The organism is Corynebacterium sp. HMSC077D03, assembly GCF_001808545.1.
In the GTDB taxonomy this organism is placed as follows: domain Bacteria; phylum Actinomycetota; class Actinomycetes; order Mycobacteriales; family Mycobacteriaceae; genus Corynebacterium; species Corynebacterium simulans.
Map to the genome: position 1 here is coordinate 1 of NZ_KV793653.1, position 15,110 is coordinate 15,110.

Here is a 15,110-nt window from a genome sequence, read left to right on the forward strand (position 1 = left end):
AAAAGACACACTTTTTGTCGTATATCCCTTTGTTTCTTAGCTCCTGCTAAGAGTACATGTCCGGGGTGGGGGCGTACGGTGGGGCGCCATGGAGACTTTTATGAAGCGAGTAGGCACTGCGGACCAAGCTGGCGTCGAGGTAGCGGGGTTGCGGTGGCTGGCGCAGGCACGGCCTGACGTTGTTGCTGAGGTGGCGGGAGTAGGAGCGCGCTTCATTAGCACCCGTCGCGTTGTGGAGTCGCGGCCCACGGCTAGTGCGGCGCAGGCTTTCGGGCGGGCGCTGCGGGAGGTGCACGCCTCTGGCGCGGATGCTTTCGGTGTGGCTCCGGAGGGGTGGACGGGCCGCAATTATATTGGCCGTGTTGAGCAGGAATGCCGGCCGGTCGAGCACTGGGGCGATTTTTATGTGCACCAGCGGGTGCTGCCCTTCGTGGAGGCTAATGGTGCGCTGGATGAGGGCTACCGGGACGTCGTCAAGCGCGCCTGCGATGCGGTGCTAAAGCGGCAGTGGGATGTGCGTCCCGCACGCATCCATGGCGATTTGTGGGCCGGAAACGTGTTATTTACTGCCGAAAGTGCGGTGATGATTGACCCGGCCGCCCATGGCGGGCACCCGCACACTGACCTGGCCATGCTGGCTCTTTTTGGCGCGCCCTACCTGGACGATATCTATCGCGGCTACGGGCTATCGCCCGATGAAAAGCGTTGGTTCCCGCTCCATCAGCTACATCCCCTTGCGGTACACGCGTTGACCCATGGCGTGGCCTATCATCGCGCGCTTGGCGACGCCGCGCATGCCACCCTGCAACTTCTAGAAGGATAGGTCGGGCTCGTTGTAGCGAGTACGGAGCTAAAGCGAGTGCGGGCCCGGCGGCATGATGCGCTTGTGCGCGCCGCGATGCCAGAGCTCTTCGATACGGGTACGGGCAGAGTCCGGGACCTCTTTGCCCTCAAGGTAGTCATCGATATGAGCGTAACTTACCCCGAGAGCTTCCTCATCAGGCAGCTGTGGGCGGTCTTCCTCTAAATCTGCCGTGGGGACTTTCTTCCACGTCGACTCCGGCGCACCCAAGTGGCGCAGCAGCTGGGCGCCCTGGCGCTTGTTGAGCCCTTCCAGCGGCACGAGGTCAGCCGCACCATCGCCCCACTTGGTGAAGAAGGCCGCGAGGTTCTCAGCAGCGTGATCGGTGCCGATGACCAGCGCGCCGACCTCACCGGCGATGGCGTACTGTGCCGTCATGCGCAGACGGGCCTTGACGTTTCCGCGGTTGAAATCGCCTAAGCCCGGCTTGCCCAGGCTCTTCGCCACGGCGTCGTCAATGCCCTGCGTGGCCGGGGCGATATCCACCGTCAGGCGATGATCCGGCTGGATGAAGTCAAGGGCAATCTGTGCGTCCTCTTCATCGACCTGCACGCCGTGCGGCAGACGTACAGCCCAGAACTGCGCGCCTTCAACTTTCTCCACCGCCATCTGCGCCAGGCGGCCGGCCAGAGTGGAATCCTGCCCGCCTGAAATGCCCAGGACGAAACCTTTGGCGCCAGTGTTGCGCAGATAATCCGCAAGGAAGTTAACGCGCGATTCCACTTCTTGTTCTGGATCGATTAAGGGTTTAACACCCAGGGCTTTTATGATGCTTTCTTGCAGCGGAAGTCCAGTTTGCGACATGACGCCCATGGTAGCGGGCTGCAAGGATGAACGAGTGAAAAATAAAACCTATGTCAAAGTCGTCGCCGCAGTCGCCGCACTAGGTGGCCTCCTCTTTGGCTACGACACCGGCGTTATGTCCGGTGCGCTGCTATTCATCGGTCCCGAATTCGACATGAATGCCAACCAGGAGGGCTGGGTTACCTCCATGCTCTTAGTTGGCGCCGCCGTCGGCGCGCTCGTTGCCGGCCGCGTCGCGGATGCAATCGGCCGCCGCAAGACCCTGATTCTCGGTGGCGCAGTATTCGTCGCTGGTTCGGTGTGGTGTGCGCTTGCCGGTTCTGTTGTGGCACTAGCTGCCGCCCGCACCTTCCTGGGGGTTGCGGTAGGCGCAGTATCCATTGTTTCGCCGATGTATATCTCCGAGATTTCCCCAGCGCGTGCCCGCGGCCGCCTGGTTTCGCTGAATACCTTGATGATCGTCGTCGGTCAGTTGGTGGCCTACCTGGTCAACTCCGCGCTCGCCGGCACCGGCTCATGGCGGTGGATGCTAGGCCTTGCCGCCGTACCAGGTGCCATGCTCGCCGTGGGCATGATCTTCTTGCCCGATACACCGGCCTGGCTGCTAAAGAAGCATCGCATCGACGAGGCCTGGAAGCTTGCTGCACGGGTCGGTATCTCTGGAACCGAGCTCGGAACCGCTGGGGCGGCGGGAGCTTCCGGAGCCGCAAAACGCGGCGAATGGGCGCGCCTAAAGGAAGAACGCTGGCTGCAAGTGACCGTGCTGCTTGCCATGCTGATGGGGCTTACTCAGCAGATAACCGGCGTTAATGCCATCGTGTACTTTGCCCCGACCATGATGAGTCAGGTGGGTATTTCTACAGCGAACGCCGTGTATACCTCCATCCTCATCGGCACCGTCTCCGTAGTCGCCTGCTGGTTGGGTCTGAAAGTCGTCGACCGCATCGGGCGCAAGCGCCTGCTCAGCATCGGCCTGACCGGAAACGTCATTTCCTTGGTCGTTCTTTCCATCGCGTACCGCTTTGCCGAGGGCTCAACACCTATGGCGTTGTTGTCGCTGGCGTTTATGGCCCTTTTCATTGCTTTCCAGCAGGCCGCTGTATCGCCGACCACCTGGCTGCTCATCTCCGAGCTCGTTCCCCCTGAGGTCCGCGGCATCGGCATGGGTATCGCCGGGCTTTCCCTGTGGGTAACCAACTGGGCGGTCGCGCAGTTCTTCCTGCCAATGGTCGAGTGGTTGACTGGTCCCGTTGCCTTTATGATCTTTGCTTTCTTAGGCTTTGCGGCGATCGCTTATACCAAGCTGTTGGTGCCGGAGACGATGGGCCGTAGTCTGGAAGAAGTAGGCGATGAGATGCAGGAGCGCTACGCTAATTAATCAGTGTTTTGGTTATGGCGCGCGCGTGGGGTAAGATTTTTCCTCGTGTCATGGCCGTAACTTTGATGGCTGTGCTTTAAAAGTATTCAACCGCATGAAGTTTGCGCATAACGAAAGGAGCGCCCGATGAAGGTTCGTAAGTCTCTTCGGTCGCTGAAGAAGAAGCCGGGCGCCCAGGTTATTCGCCGCCACGGTAAGGTCTTCGTGATCAACAAGAAGGATCCGCGCTTCAAGGCTCGCCAGGGCTAGAAGCATCGGCTTTCTTGATTAGAAGCACCCTCCTAGGACTTCGGTTCTAGGCGGGTGCTTTTCTTTTACGCTTGCCGACGTCGCCTTGGCTGCCCGATCCGCATCTCCTGTTGCGGGTGTTGTTAAAACGATCGGTGGGCAAAGAATTGGTGACAATAGTGTTCTTTGTCACAACTTTAGGTTGCCGGCAGGTAAACCTGCAGGAGTCTCATCGATGTAATTTCATGGCCGTGCGTTGGGTAGGTCAACATGTGGGGCCTGGGTAGATAACATCCTGGGAATATCACGAATGTAACTACTATATATAGTATGGGTTGCAGCTTTTCGCCACAAAGTATAGTGTCGTTCGTGTCGTTCCGGTGGGCTGGATGAAGCGCTAAAAGCGCACCTAGTTAGGCCGGATAACCCTTAAAAACTTGAACTAGCGTCAAAGGACTTTCATCATGAGCATCACTCTCTACACCAAGCCAGCCTGCGTCCAGTGCAACGCTACTAAGAAGGCCCTCGACCGTGCTGGCCTTGAATACACCTCTGTAGACGTCACCCTTGATGATGATGCTCGTGACTACGTCATGGCACTGGGGTACGTGCAGGCGCCGGTCGTTGAGGCTAATGGTGAGCACTGGTCTGGCTTCCGCCCAGAGCGCATCAAGGAGCTGGCCGCTCTAAGCGCCACCGCTTAAACGGGGCAGGGCTTATAGCAATGTTGGTTGTGTATTTTTCCTCCGCAACGGAAAATACCCGCCGTTTCGTTGACAAGCTGGGCCTGCCAAGCGCCCGCATCCCACTGCGTAAGAATGATGAGCCGCTCATTGTGAATGAGCCTTATGTTCTTGTCTGCCCCACCTACGGGGGAGGGGCCTCTGTTAGCCGCGAGAACTCTCGCCCTGTTCCGGGGCAAGTCATTCGTTTTCTCAACAATGAGCACAACCGCGGCCTCATCCGCGCGGTTATCTCCGGCGGAAACAGTAACTTCGGCGCAGACTTTGGCAAGGCCGGAGACGTAATCTCCGCCAAGTGCAAGGTGCCCTACGTTTATCGCTTCGAGTTACTTGGTACCGATGAAGACGTTAAGATTTGCAGGGAAGGCCTGCTGGCGAACGCAACGGCCCTAGGGCTGGAAGCCGCTGCCTAAACTTATAAAAATAGGTAACTGTGCAATGCGCAGTTACCTTACATATTTTTCTAAACCGTTTCTCACCGCGGCGTAAGACATGCGCTGCCAAGCAAAGGAAGGCTCCAAAAGCCGTGACAACGCAATTGGGCAAGACCGTAGCCGAACCAGTGAAGCCAGAAGAACAGCTTGATTACCATGCTCTGAATGCCTTGCTGAACCTTTACGACGAAGAGGGCAAGATTCAGTTCGATAAGGACCACGAGGCTGCCAACCAGTTCTTCCTGCAGCATGTCAACCAGAACACGGTCTACTTCCACGACTTGGAAGAAAAGATGCGTTACCTGGTGGAAAACAAGTACTACGAGCCAGCTCTGCTCGAGCAGTACGACTTTGACTTCATCAAGTCCCTATTCAAGCGCGCTTATTCCTATAAATTCCGCTTCAAGTCCTTCTTGGGTGCGTACAAGTATTACACCTCTTATACGCTCAAGACTTTTGACGGCCGCCGTTACCTCGAGCGCTTCGAGGACCGCGTTTCTATGACAGCTCTGTTCTTGGCAGACGGTGACACCACCATCGCTGAGCACCTCGTCGACGAAATCATGACCGGCCGCTTCCAGCCGGCAACCCCGACCTTCCTCAACGCTGGCAAGGCGCAGCGCGGCGAGCTCGTTTCCTGTTTCCTCCTGCGTATCGAGGACAACATGGAGTCCATCGGCCGTTCCATTAACTCTGCGCTACAGCTTTCCAAGCGCGGCGGCGGCGTGGCACTCTTACTGTCCAACATCCGCGAGGCCGGCGCTCCGATCAAGCACATCGAGAACCAGTCCTCCGGCGTTATCCCAGTCATGAAGCTGTTGGAGGATTCCTTCTCCTACGCAAACCAGTTGGGTGCGCGTCAGGGCGCAGGTGCCGTCTACCTCAATGCGCACCACCCAGACATCATGAACTTCCTCGACACCAAGCGTGAAAACGCCGACGAGAAGATTCGTATCAAGACCCTCTCCCTGGGTGTCGTCATCCCGGACATCACCTTCGAGCTGGCCAAGAAGAACGACGATATGTACCTGTTCTCGCCATACGACGTCGAGCGCGTCTACGGCAAGGCCTTCGGTGACATCTCCATCACCGAGCACTACGAAGAGATGGTCGAGGACCCACGCATTCGCAAGAAGAAGGTCAACGCCCGCCACTTCTTCCAGACCATCGCCGAGCTGCAGTTTGAATCCGGTTACCCGTACATCATGTTCGAGGACACCGTAAATAACGCGAACCCGGTCAAGACCGGTCGCATCAACATGTCCAACCTCTGCTCGGAAATCCTGCAGGTCAACTCTCCGTCCGTATTTGCCGACGATCTCAGCTACGAGACCATGGGCTCCGATATCTCCTGCAACCTTGGTTCGCTGAATATCGCCACCACCATGGATTCCCCAGACTTCGCTTTGACCGTCGAGACCGCCATCCGCGGCCTTACCGCCGTGGCCGACAAGACCGCCATCAACTCTGTACCTTCCGTGCGCAAGGGCAACGATGATTCCCACGCCATCGGCCTTGGCCAGATGAACCTCCACGGTTTCTTGGGCCGCGAGCACATCGAGTACGGCTCCGAGGAAGCGCTGGACTTCACCAACGCCTACTTCGCCGCGGTCCTCTACGCTGCTCTGCGTGCTTCCAACAAGATTGCCCGCGAGCGCGGCGAGTACTTCTCCGAGTTCCCGCAGTCTGAGTACGCCTCTGGCGAGTTCTTCGATCGTTATGACCCAGCCGAGTTCGCCCCACGCACCGCACGTGTGCAGGAGCTTTTCGACGCCTCGTCTATCCACACCCCAACTGCGGAAGACTGGGCTGCGCTGAAGGCGGACGTCGCCAAGCATGGCCTCTACAACCGCAACCTACAAGCAGTGCCGCCGACAGGCTCCATTTCTTATATCAACAACTCGACCTCTTCGATTCACCCAATTGCGTCGAAGATCGAAATCCGTAAGGAAGGCAAGATTGGCCGCGTCTACTACCCGGCGCCGCACATGGACAACGACAATCTGGAGTACTTCAAGGACTCCTACGAGATCGGCTACGAAAAGATCATCGATACCTACGCTGCCGCCACCAAGTACGTGGATCAGGGCTTGTCCCTGACCTTGTTCTTCAAGGACACCGCCACCACCCGCGATATCAACAGGGCGCAGATTTACGCATGGCGCAAGGGCATCAAGACCTTGTACTACATCCGCCTTCGTCAGATGGCGCTTGAAGGAACCGAAGTCGAAGGCTGCGTTTCCTGCATGCTCTAACTGCAAAGAGCCCTCACCTTAACGGGTGAGGGCTCTACTTTTGTTCTTGTGTTTGTTTCGCTCTTTTCGCCTTGCTTGTTTGCTTCTTTCCCCTTGCTTGGCGCAAAGGAGCCTTTTAAGCCTTCGCTCCGGCGCTTGCGCGGGCCTCGTCCAGGATGGCCCGCGCGATATTCTCCGCATCGTCTGGGCGTTGCTCCGCGATTGCGCGCGCCAACTCTTGATGCAAGTGGGCGGTGCCGGCGATGGGGTTGCGCTTTTCCGAACCGAAAACTGACTTTCCTTTGAGCATTGAGAGTAGGGAAGGGGTAAGCGCCGCGAACATCTCGTTGCCCGAAGCGTGCAGCACCATACTGTGGAAGCGCAGATCCGTAGCTAGCTCTTCGCCAACTCGGCGGGAAGGCTTCATCTCCAACTCGTGGAGACGCTTTGCGAGCTCCAGGATTTCTTCTCTTTCCTCTTCCGTTGCTTCCGTGGCGGCCATCCTTGCGGCGATCGGTTCGATGGCAAGGCGGAGCTGGTTGAGAGAATTGAGCTGCTTTTTCTGGGAAGCCTCGCAAGCTAGGCGCCAGTCAATAATCGATTGATCGAATACTGACCACTCGCTCAACGGAAGAACCGTAATACCGACGCGCCGTGAGGAAGAAACCATGCCTAGCTGCTCCAGAGCGCGCATGGCCTCGCGGGCAACGGTGCGCGAAATGTCGAAACGAACGCAGATATCTTGCAAGGTGAAGCGCTGGCCAGTTTCAATGGCGCCGCTCACTATTTCTGCGCCGATTTCGTCCAGAACAGTATTGAGCAGGGGAGTAGGAGACTCGCTGGTGCTGGTCACTGTAGGGGCTCCTCCTTTTATGAGACCGCAGTTTGAGAGTGCACGAGACAAAGCTGAAAGAGAATAATTGCCGGCATCCATAAGCCAATCTTGAAACGTAAATACATCTTAAGCGATTGCCGAATCGAACGCTTTCAATGCGTGCAATAGTTTTTGAATTGCGTTCAACCTCTAAACTTTCGGGGTACGCACCAAAGTTGTATTTCCCGGCTTTTCTAAAGCTCAGATTAGGCAGTCTTTGATTCCGACCTTGAGACTACTTGTTAGGCCGCATTTGAGACCGCCGTTTAGGCCGCTTTCTAAAGCTGCAGCGCTCATCGTTGGCCGGGCCTAGGGTGGTACGCTCGTCGGAGAATGGTTAACCGCAGTTAGCCCAAGATGAATTCCGTTTAAGAAGAAGGTGGAGTCTGACCGTGTCGCACGAGTATGACGAGTACATCGCTAGCCACGCAGAGCCTGTGAAGGCTATTAACTGGAATACCGTTCCAGACGATAAAGATTCCGAGGTCTGGGACCGCCTTACCGGCAACTTCTGGTTGCCAGAGAAGGTGCCTGTTTCCAACGACTTGCAGTCTTGGAAGACCTTGACTGAGCACGAGCAGCAGACCACCATGCGTGTCTTCGCGGGTCTTACCCTCCTCGACACCATTCAGGGCACCGTTGGTGCTGTCTCTTTGCTGCCAGATGCAAAGACTCCGCACGAGGAAGCCGTCTACACCAACATCGCTTTCATGGAGTCGGTTCACGCGAAGTCCTACTCAAACATCTTTATGACGCTGGCTTCCACTCCGATGATCAACGATGCATTCCGTTGGTCTGAGGAAAACGAGAATCTTCAGCGCAAGGCAAAGATCGTCATGTCCTACTACAAGGGCGCCGATCCGCTGAAGAAGAAGGTCGCCTCCACTTTGCTTGAGTCCTTCCTCTTCTACTCCGGCTTCTATCTGCCGATGTACTTCTCTTCCCGCGCTAAGCTCACCAACACCGCGGACATCATCCGCCTGATCATTCGCGACGAAGCCGTTCACGGCTACTACATCGGCTATAAGTTCCAGAATGGCTACAACGAGCTTTCTGAAGCAGAGCAGGCAGAAATTAAGGAATACACTTTCGATCTTCTCTACGATCTCTACGACAACGAGATTGACTACACGGAAGATCTTTACGACGAGCTCGGCTGGACCGAAGACGTCAAGCGCTTCCTGCGATACAACGCCAACAAGGCGCTGAACAACCTCGGCTTCGAGGGGCTGTTCCCGGCGGACGAGACCCGGGTTTCCCCGGCCATCTTGTCTTCGCTGTCTCCGAACGCGGATGAGAACCATGACTTCTTCTCTGGCTCTGGTTCCTCTTATGTCATTGGTAAGGCAGAAGACACCACCGATGAGGACTGGGACTTCTAACTCGCCCCGCCAGCTCGGCTGCCACCTCCCTCTCTTGAGTCGCATAATTAACAGCGACTGTTGAGCGTTGGGAGTCACGCGCACTTCCAAGGATTAATCAATCTTCCGGTTGATTACCTTAGGGGGTGCGTTTCGTCGTTTTGACGCCAGGCAACCGCAAAATCCTGTGGCGAGAATCACGCAGAAGTGCAATGGTTTTGGGGCAGGTTTTCGGCCGGTGGCCGTCGTGCTGGGAATTTTCGAAAAATACTGCCTAAAAACGGGGTTAACTAGCTTCTATGGTCATTGGGGAAAGCTGGAAATTTCACAGCGAAGTCCCCTAATATAAGTCGAGTAAACTTAGGTGTTGTGGCGCTAAGGCTTATTTTTAGGCTTTGACGTGCATGGCACTTGTTCTTCAGGAGGAAATTAATGACCGCTGTGGCGCCAAGGCTCGACGATTACGTCGCGCCAACCCGTCCAGAGCCGACTGGCAATGCCAAGACCGGCTCTAAGGCTTGGGTAATGCTTACCACCACCGACCACAAGCAGCTAGGCATCATGTACTTGATCATGTCCTTCAGCTTCTTCTTCCTCGGTGGCTTCATGGCCCTGTTGATTCGTGCTGAGCTTTTCAGCCCGGGTCTGCAGTTCCTGTCCAACGAGCAGTTCAACCAGCTGTTCACCATGCACGGCACTGTGATGCTGCTGCTGTTCGCTACTCCCGTTGTGTGGGGTTTCGGTAACTACATCCTGCCGCTGCAGATTGGCGCGCCGGACGTTGCCTTCCCACGTCTGAACGCATTCGGCTTCTGGATCACCCTGACCGGCGGTATCGTAATGCTGCTTGGTTTTGCCACCCCAGGTGGTGCTGCTGACTTCGGCTGGACCATGTATGTCCCGCTGGCTGACTCTGTCCACACCCCAGGAATCGGTGCCGACATGTGGATTGTCGGTGTTGGCGCTACCGGTGTTGGCACCATTGCTTCCGCAGTCAACATGATCACCACCATCCTCACCCTGCGTGCGCCTGGCATGACCATGTTCCGCCTGCCGGTATTCACCTGGTGTATCTTCACCGCTTCCGTCATCGTTCTGATGATCTTCCCGCTGCTGACCTCTGCAGCACTGGGCATCCTGTATGACCGCAAGCTCGGCGGCCACATCTACGACTCCGCTAACGGCGGCGCCATCCTGTGGCAGCACCTCTTCTGGTTCTTCGGCCACCCTGAGGTTTACGTCCTGGCACTTCCGTTCTTCGGCGTTATCTCCGAGGTCGTTCCGGTCTTCTCCCGTAAGCCAGTCTTTGGCTACATCGGCCTGGTGTTCGCGGTTCTGGCCATCGGCTCCCTGTCCATGGCTGTGTGGGCGCACCACATGTTCGTTACCGGCGCTATCCTGCTGCCGTTCTTCTCCTTCATGACCTTCCTCATCGCGGTTCCGACCGGCGTTAAGTTCTTCAACTGGGTAGGCACCATGTGGAAGGGCCACATCACCTGGGATACCCCGATGATCTTCGCTATGGGCTTCATGTCCACCTTCCTCTTCGGCGGTATGACCGGCGTTATGCTCGCTTCCCCGGCACTGGACTTCCACCTTGCTGAGTCCTACTTCCTGATTGCGCACTTCCACTACACCCTGTTCGGTACGGTTGTGTTCTCCGCGTTCGCAGGTCTGTACTTCTGGTTCCCGAAGATGACCGGCCGCATGCTCGACGAGCGCCTCGGCAAGATTCACTTCTGGCTGACCTTCATCGGCTTCCACGGCACCTTCCTTGTCCAGCACTGGGTGGGCAACATGGGTATGCCACGTCGCTACGCTGACTACCTCGAGTCTGATGGCTTCACCGTCTACAACCAGATCTCCACGATCTTCTCCTTTGTCCTCGGTGCTTCCGTTATCCCGCTGGTTTGGAACGTCTTCAAGTCCTGGCGCTACGGCGAGATCGTTACCGTTGATGACCCTTGGGGCTACGGTAACTCCCTCGAGTGGGCTACCTCCTGCCCGCCGCCGCGCCACAACTTCGTTTCCCTGCCGCGTATCCGCTCTGAGCGTCCGGCCTTCGAGCTGCACTACCCGCACATGGTTAAGCGCATGCGCGAGGAAGCGCACGTCGGCCACCACTAGAGCTTTTAGCACTGACTGTTAAGCACTAGAGCTAGCCGCTTTACTCCTGACAACCGCCTCCCCAACTGTACTTGCAACGGGGGAGGCGGTTTTGTGCGTTCAAGGCACTATCCAAGTCAAATGCTTGGCGATTACTCCCATTTCCATCGATTCGCGTGGGATACTAACCGAGTGGATTATCAAGCTGACAACGTAAAGGTTCCCGCGTGTGATACCTTCGCGGTGATTACGACTTCCGGCCCCGATAAGCCTGGCGTATCGGCGGCATTCTTCCGAGTGCTCTCTTCGCATAGCGCGGAGCTTGTCGATGTCGAGCAAGCCATCTTTTCGGGCCGCATCTCGCTTTCGGCCTATGTCCGTGTTGCTGGCGAAAGATTGCCGCAACTGGAACATGGTCTGCGCAATACGTTGAGTATCTATAACCAACAGGTGACTCTGTCTGTAGAAGAGGCAGAGTCCGGCTCCCGCCCGCGCTCGACTCACTCGGTGGTGATTCTGGGGGAGCAGTTATCAGCCCAGACTATGTCATCACTTGCTCAGTGCCTGGCAAACTTCGATGCGAATATCGATCGCATTCGCGGGTTGTCGACTTCCCCGCTTTTAGGATTCGAACTATTCATTAGCTTGGAAGGCTCTGCCGATCCAGTCCGTGCAGCTTTGGCGCAGTTGTCGAATGAGCTTGGCGTTGACATCGCGATCGAGAGAGCGGGCCTGCAGCGTAGGGCAAAGCGCCTCGTGTGCTTCGATTGCGATTCCACTCTTATCACAGGAGAGGTCATCGAAATGTTGGCCGCTCACGCAGGCAAAGAAGCAGAAGTCGCTGCAGTAACCGAAAGGGTAATGCGGGGCGAGCTCGATTTTGAGCAGTCTCTTCGTGAGCGTGTAGCTACTTTGGCTGGCTTGGACGTGGCAGTAGTCGACGAAGTTGCTCAGCAGTTGGAGCTTACCCCAGGAGCGCGGACAACCGTGCGAACCCTAAAGCGGATGGGGTATCGCACTGCTGTAGTCTCCGGCGGATTTATCCAAGTGCTGGAAAGCCTTGCCAAGGAACTGGAGCTTGACTATGTGCGCGCTAATACCCTGGAGATCGTCGATGGAAAGCTCACCGGCCGTGTTATCGGCAAGGTCGTCGACCGAAAGGCGAAGGAAGAATTCCTTCGCGAGTTCGCCGCGGACTCGGGTCTCCTGATGAGCCAAACAGTCGCAGTTGGGGATGGCGCCAATGACATCGATATGATCACTGCTGCGGGCCTCGGAATCGCGTTCAATGCGAAACCTGCGCTTAAAGAAGTCGCTGATGCTTCCGTCAATCATCCGTATATGGACGAAGTTCTCCAGATTCTTGGGGTGCCCGCAGAGGAGATTGCAATTGACTAGCTTTGATGTTGCACATGCACGTCTGGTGAGCGCCATGGACTCGCGCAACTGGCGTGACGACCCAGAAGATCCTGCAAAGCCGGAAACCGTTCAAGCAATGCAGATTGCGTTGCATATCCCAAAGCAGCCCGTTCCGAGCCGTACTGAGGTCCTTGAGGCCGCAGCCCAGGCAGTCGTGGCGGTATGCCTCGACGAGCGAGCAGGCGAGGATGGTGCTTTCGCCGAAGCGCTCGCGCAGTGGTATGGACACCGCATCCGCAAGGTCGCACGCCGTGCGCGGAACAAAGCATGGAGCGATGTCCAACAGCTACCTGGCGTAACCGTTAGCGATCGTGCTCGTGCTTTTGTGCCTTCTGCGGTCGCTGATGTTGAACCGGCCATTCGGAAACTACAAATCGGTCACACCGACTTAGAGCGGGACGAACCAGGCCCAGCAGCACCGGATACGCCGGCTATTTACGTCGATGGTTCGCTAGGAATGTCGGCCGGTAAAGCAGCGGCCCAGGTGGGGCATGGGTCGATGATGCTTGCGGCGGCAATGAGCCTCGACGAGGCGCGGGCGTGGGCTGAGCGCGACTTCGCGCTTTCAGTACGCGAGGTAAGCCACGCCGACTTCCAAGAAGCCTGCGCGCGACCTGAAGCCGTCATCATCCGCGACGCCGGCTTTACCGAGGTCGCCCCTGACTCTGCTACTGTGTGTGCGCTGCCACGAGCCGTTTAAGCGCTGCCTTTACCGTCTCGGAATCGGTTGTTGTCCAAAAACGCGGCATGGATGCTTTCAGGAATCCGCCGTAGCGTTTGGTTTCGAGGCGGCTATCCAAGACTGCGACGACACCGCGGTCATTGATCGAGCGCAATAACCGTCCAGCTCCCTGTGCCATGAGCAGTGCCGCATGAGTTGCAGATACCTCCATGAACCCACTGCGCCCTGCTGCCTGCGCGGCCTCGGTACGCGCTTGCATGAGGGGATTATCGGGGCGGGGGAAGGGGATGCGGTCAATCAGCACGAGTGAGCAGGAAGGCCCCGGCACGTCGACGCCCTGCCAGAGCGTGAGCGTACCGAAGAGGCAAGAGTTTTCGTTCTTGCTGAATTTGTCGACAAGCGCTCCAATCGAGTCTTCGCCTTGGACATAAATATCAAAAGGCAGCTTCGCTTTGAGCTCCTGCGCTGCCTGTTCAGCAGCGCGCCGCGAGGAGAATAACCCGAGGGTCCGGCCGCCTGCGGCCATGATGAGCTCACGCATTTCCTCGAGTGTCTCTGTAGCGAGCCCATCGCGGCCTGGCTGTGGCAAGTGCTTGGCTACGTAAAGGATTCCCTTCTCGGCGGGGTTAAAAGGAGTGCCCGCATCGAGGGAGTCCCACGTTCCTTTCGGCATGCCCCATTGCGCGGCCATGGCATCGAAGCGGCCACCGAGCGCAAGGGTTGCCGAGGTAAGCACAACAGTCTGTTCGCCGAAGAGTTTCTCGTGGAGCATGCCAGCGATGGACAAGGGAGCGACAGCCAACGTATCGATCATCGAACGCTCATCGCGCTCTACCCACACCACGTCTTCCTGCGCGGAAGGATCACCAGTGGCGAAGACATCCAGAATACGGGCAACTGCCTCGGACATAGTGACCAAGTGATTGGCCAAGTTCTGGCGTTCGGCGAAGGTTTCTGGATCGTTTGTCTGCTCACCTTCAGGCGCGCGAGCGATGGCTTCCTTGCAATCGCGTAGAGTATCGCCCAGCGCGGTCAGCTGTTGCTTGGCATTGTCCGGCATATCGATCCAGCGGCCGGGCGGAAACTCGCCTAGAAGCATCACGAATTCATCGGCCATCTGCGAAAGCCTCTGGTCTTTGCCTTGCGCGCCAAGAGACTTAGCACGGTTAGCCGCCATCTTGATTGCACGACCGGTGATTTCCGCAGTAGACACCGAGGTGATACGCCCATCGAGTTCGTGGGCCTCATCGATGATTACAACTTCGTGCTCGGGGAGAATATTGATATCCGATACCGCATCGATGGCAAGCAGGGCGTGGTTCGTCACCACGATGTTGACATCCGCTGCTTTTCGACGCGCCGCCTCAGCAAAGCATTCCTCACCGTGCGGGCAACGCGATGCGCCGAGGCATTCGGCAGAAGTGACAGAAACTTGGCGCCAAGCTAAGTCGGGGACGCCAGGATCAAGGTCGTCGCGGTCACCCGATTCGGTCTCATCCGCCCACTCATAGATGCGCTGAATATGCCGGCCCATTCGGGAGACTTCTTGTTCTTCCATCAGGGCATCTTCCGCCGCCAATTCCTCGGCTCGCGCCACCTTGTTCATGCAGAGGTAGTTGGAACGGCCCTTCATGATTGCGAATGTGGGCTTAACTTCCATTACCGCTTCCAGAGCGTCGACCAATCGCGGAAGGTCACGCTCAACAAGCTGACGCTGCAGCGCCAAGGTAGCAGTTGAGACGATGACGGTGTGCCCGGAGTTCTGTGCATGCCTGATCGCCGGAACCAGATAAGCCAGCGACTTGCCCGTACCGGTGCCAGCCTGCACCGCAAGATGGCGCTCTGACTCGAGCGCGCGCGTGACTGCATTTGCCATCTTCATCTGGCCATCACGCCGCGCGCCGCCGAGCGCTTCGACGGCAGTATCGAGGAGCAGTTCCGTGGTTTGATTCAAAGGCTGGTTGCTCACTCGACACAGTCTAGCT

13 protein-coding genes are annotated in these 15,110 nt (G+C 57.1%); 10 read left to right on the forward strand and 3 right to left on the reverse strand.

Annotated features, from left to right (window positions below; genetic code table 11):
- The first annotated feature begins 100 nt into the window (after nucleotides 1-100).
- Entirely contained in the window at nucleotides 101-823 is a 723-nt protein-coding gene (locus HMPREF2888_RS00720) for a fructosamine kinase family protein (protein WP_246815011.1), read from the forward strand.
- A gap of 27 nt (nucleotides 824-850) precedes the next feature.
- Here the strand turns inward: HMPREF2888_RS00720 and nadE are convergent, their stop codons facing one another.
- The gene (gene nadE, locus HMPREF2888_RS00725; RefSeq protein WP_070518068.1) at nucleotides 851-1,675 is read right to left on the reverse strand and encodes an ammonia-dependent NAD(+) synthetase; all 825 of its coding nucleotides are present in this window, start codon (nucleotides 1,673-1,675) and stop codon (nucleotides 851-853) included.
- On the opposite strand from nadE, the gene HMPREF2888_RS00730 reads away from it, so the two are divergent.
- From HMPREF2888_RS00730 to nrdE, 5 genes are all read left to right on the forward strand, one after another.
- Nucleotides 1,674-3,044, forward strand: a complete 1,371-nt coding sequence (locus HMPREF2888_RS00730; protein ID WP_061924432.1) for a sugar porter family MFS transporter — start codon at nucleotides 1,674-1,676, stop codon at nucleotides 3,042-3,044. The genes nadE and HMPREF2888_RS00730 overlap by 2 nt on opposite strands.
- Nucleotides 3,045-3,170: 126 nt before the next feature.
- Nucleotides 3,171-3,293, forward strand: a complete 123-nt coding sequence (ykgO, locus tag HMPREF2888_RS00735) for a type B 50S ribosomal protein L36 (protein ID WP_003847162.1) — start codon at nucleotides 3,171-3,173, stop codon at nucleotides 3,291-3,293.
- A gap of 443 nt (nucleotides 3,294-3,736) precedes the next feature.
- Nucleotides 3,737-3,976: a glutaredoxin-like protein NrdH gene (nrdH, locus tag HMPREF2888_RS00740; RefSeq protein WP_061924430.1), complete on the forward strand. Its 240-nt coding sequence runs from the start codon at nucleotides 3,737-3,739 to the stop codon at nucleotides 3,974-3,976.
- Between the two features lie 20 nt (nucleotides 3,977-3,996).
- On the forward strand, nucleotides 3,997-4,428 hold the full coding sequence (gene nrdI, locus HMPREF2888_RS00745; RefSeq protein WP_061924427.1) for a class Ib ribonucleoside-diphosphate reductase assembly flavoprotein NrdI: 432 nt from the start codon (nucleotides 3,997-3,999) through the stop codon (nucleotides 4,426-4,428).
- Between the two features lie 113 nt (nucleotides 4,429-4,541).
- The gene (gene nrdE / locus HMPREF2888_RS00750) at nucleotides 4,542-6,704 is read left to right on the forward strand and encodes a class 1b ribonucleoside-diphosphate reductase subunit alpha (protein WP_061924424.1); all 2,163 of its coding nucleotides are present in this window, start codon (nucleotides 4,542-4,544) and stop codon (nucleotides 6,702-6,704) included.
- Between the two features lie 115 nt (nucleotides 6,705-6,819).
- Here nrdE and HMPREF2888_RS00755 read toward each other — a convergent pair whose 3' ends face one another.
- A complete protein-coding gene (locus HMPREF2888_RS00755) occupies nucleotides 6,820-7,536 on the reverse strand; it encodes a FadR/GntR family transcriptional regulator (protein ID WP_070518066.1) in 717 nt (238 codons plus the stop codon).
- 413 nt (nucleotides 7,537-7,949) lie between these two features.
- Here HMPREF2888_RS00755 and nrdF point away from each other — a divergent pair, with 413 nt between their 5' ends.
- The 4 genes from nrdF to HMPREF2888_RS00775 all read left to right on the forward strand — a co-directional run bounded on the left by nrdF (nucleotide 7,950) and on the right by HMPREF2888_RS00775 (nucleotide 13,143).
- A complete protein-coding gene (gene nrdF, locus HMPREF2888_RS00760) occupies nucleotides 7,950-8,939 on the forward strand; it encodes a class 1b ribonucleoside-diphosphate reductase subunit beta (protein WP_061924418.1) in 990 nt (329 codons plus the stop codon).
- Nucleotides 8,940-9,350: 411 nt separating this feature from the next.
- Nucleotides 9,351-11,045 (forward strand): aa3-type cytochrome oxidase subunit I, encoded by a 1,695-nt coding sequence (gene ctaD, locus HMPREF2888_RS00765; RefSeq protein ID WP_062043443.1) that lies wholly within the window; start codon nucleotides 9,351-9,353, stop codon nucleotides 11,043-11,045.
- Between the two features lie 171 nt (nucleotides 11,046-11,216).
- Nucleotides 11,217-12,422, forward strand: a complete 1,206-nt coding sequence (gene serB / locus HMPREF2888_RS00770; RefSeq protein WP_070518069.1) for a phosphoserine phosphatase SerB — start codon at nucleotides 11,217-11,219, stop codon at nucleotides 12,420-12,422.
- A gap of 34 nt (nucleotides 12,423-12,456) precedes the next feature.
- Entirely contained in the window at nucleotides 12,457-13,143 is a 687-nt protein-coding gene (locus tag HMPREF2888_RS00775; protein ID WP_061924454.1) for a peptidyl-tRNA hydrolase, read from the forward strand.
- Here HMPREF2888_RS00775 and HMPREF2888_RS00780 read toward each other — a convergent pair.
- Entirely contained in the window at nucleotides 13,112-15,094 is a 1,983-nt protein-coding gene (locus HMPREF2888_RS00780; RefSeq protein ID WP_371326260.1) for an ATP-dependent DNA helicase, read from the reverse strand. The genes HMPREF2888_RS00775 and HMPREF2888_RS00780 overlap by 32 nt on opposite strands.
- Between the last annotated feature and the right edge of the window lie 16 nt (nucleotides 15,095-15,110).

Excerpts from the sequence above, each read along its gene's own strand:
- HMPREF2888_RS00720 (WP_246815011.1), top strand. The coding sequence starts at position 101 with ATGAAGCGAGTAGGCACTGCGGACCAAGCTGGCGTCGAGGTAGCGGGG.
- HMPREF2888_RS00730 (WP_061924432.1), top strand. The coding sequence starts at position 1,674 with ATGGTAGCGGGCTGCAAGGATGAACGAGTGAAAAATAAAACCTATGTC.
- nadE (WP_070518068.1), bottom strand. The coding sequence starts at position 1,675 with ATGGGCGTCATGTCGCAAACTGGACTTCCGCTGCAAGAAAGCATCATA.
- ykgO (WP_003847162.1), top strand. The coding sequence starts at position 3,171 with ATGAAGGTTCGTAAGTCTCTTCGGTCGCTGAAGAAGAAGCCGGGCGCC.
- nrdH (WP_061924430.1), top strand. The coding sequence starts at position 3,737 with ATGAGCATCACTCTCTACACCAAGCCAGCCTGCGTCCAGTGCAACGCT.
- nrdI (WP_061924427.1), top strand. The coding sequence starts at position 3,997 with ATGTTGGTTGTGTATTTTTCCTCCGCAACGGAAAATACCCGCCGTTTC.
- ctaD (WP_062043443.1), top strand. The coding sequence starts at position 9,351 with ATGACCGCTGTGGCGCCAAGGCTCGACGATTACGTCGCGCCAACCCGT.
- HMPREF2888_RS00775 (WP_061924454.1), top strand. The coding sequence starts at position 12,457 with ATGGACTCGCGCAACTGGCGTGACGACCCAGAAGATCCTGCAAAGCCG.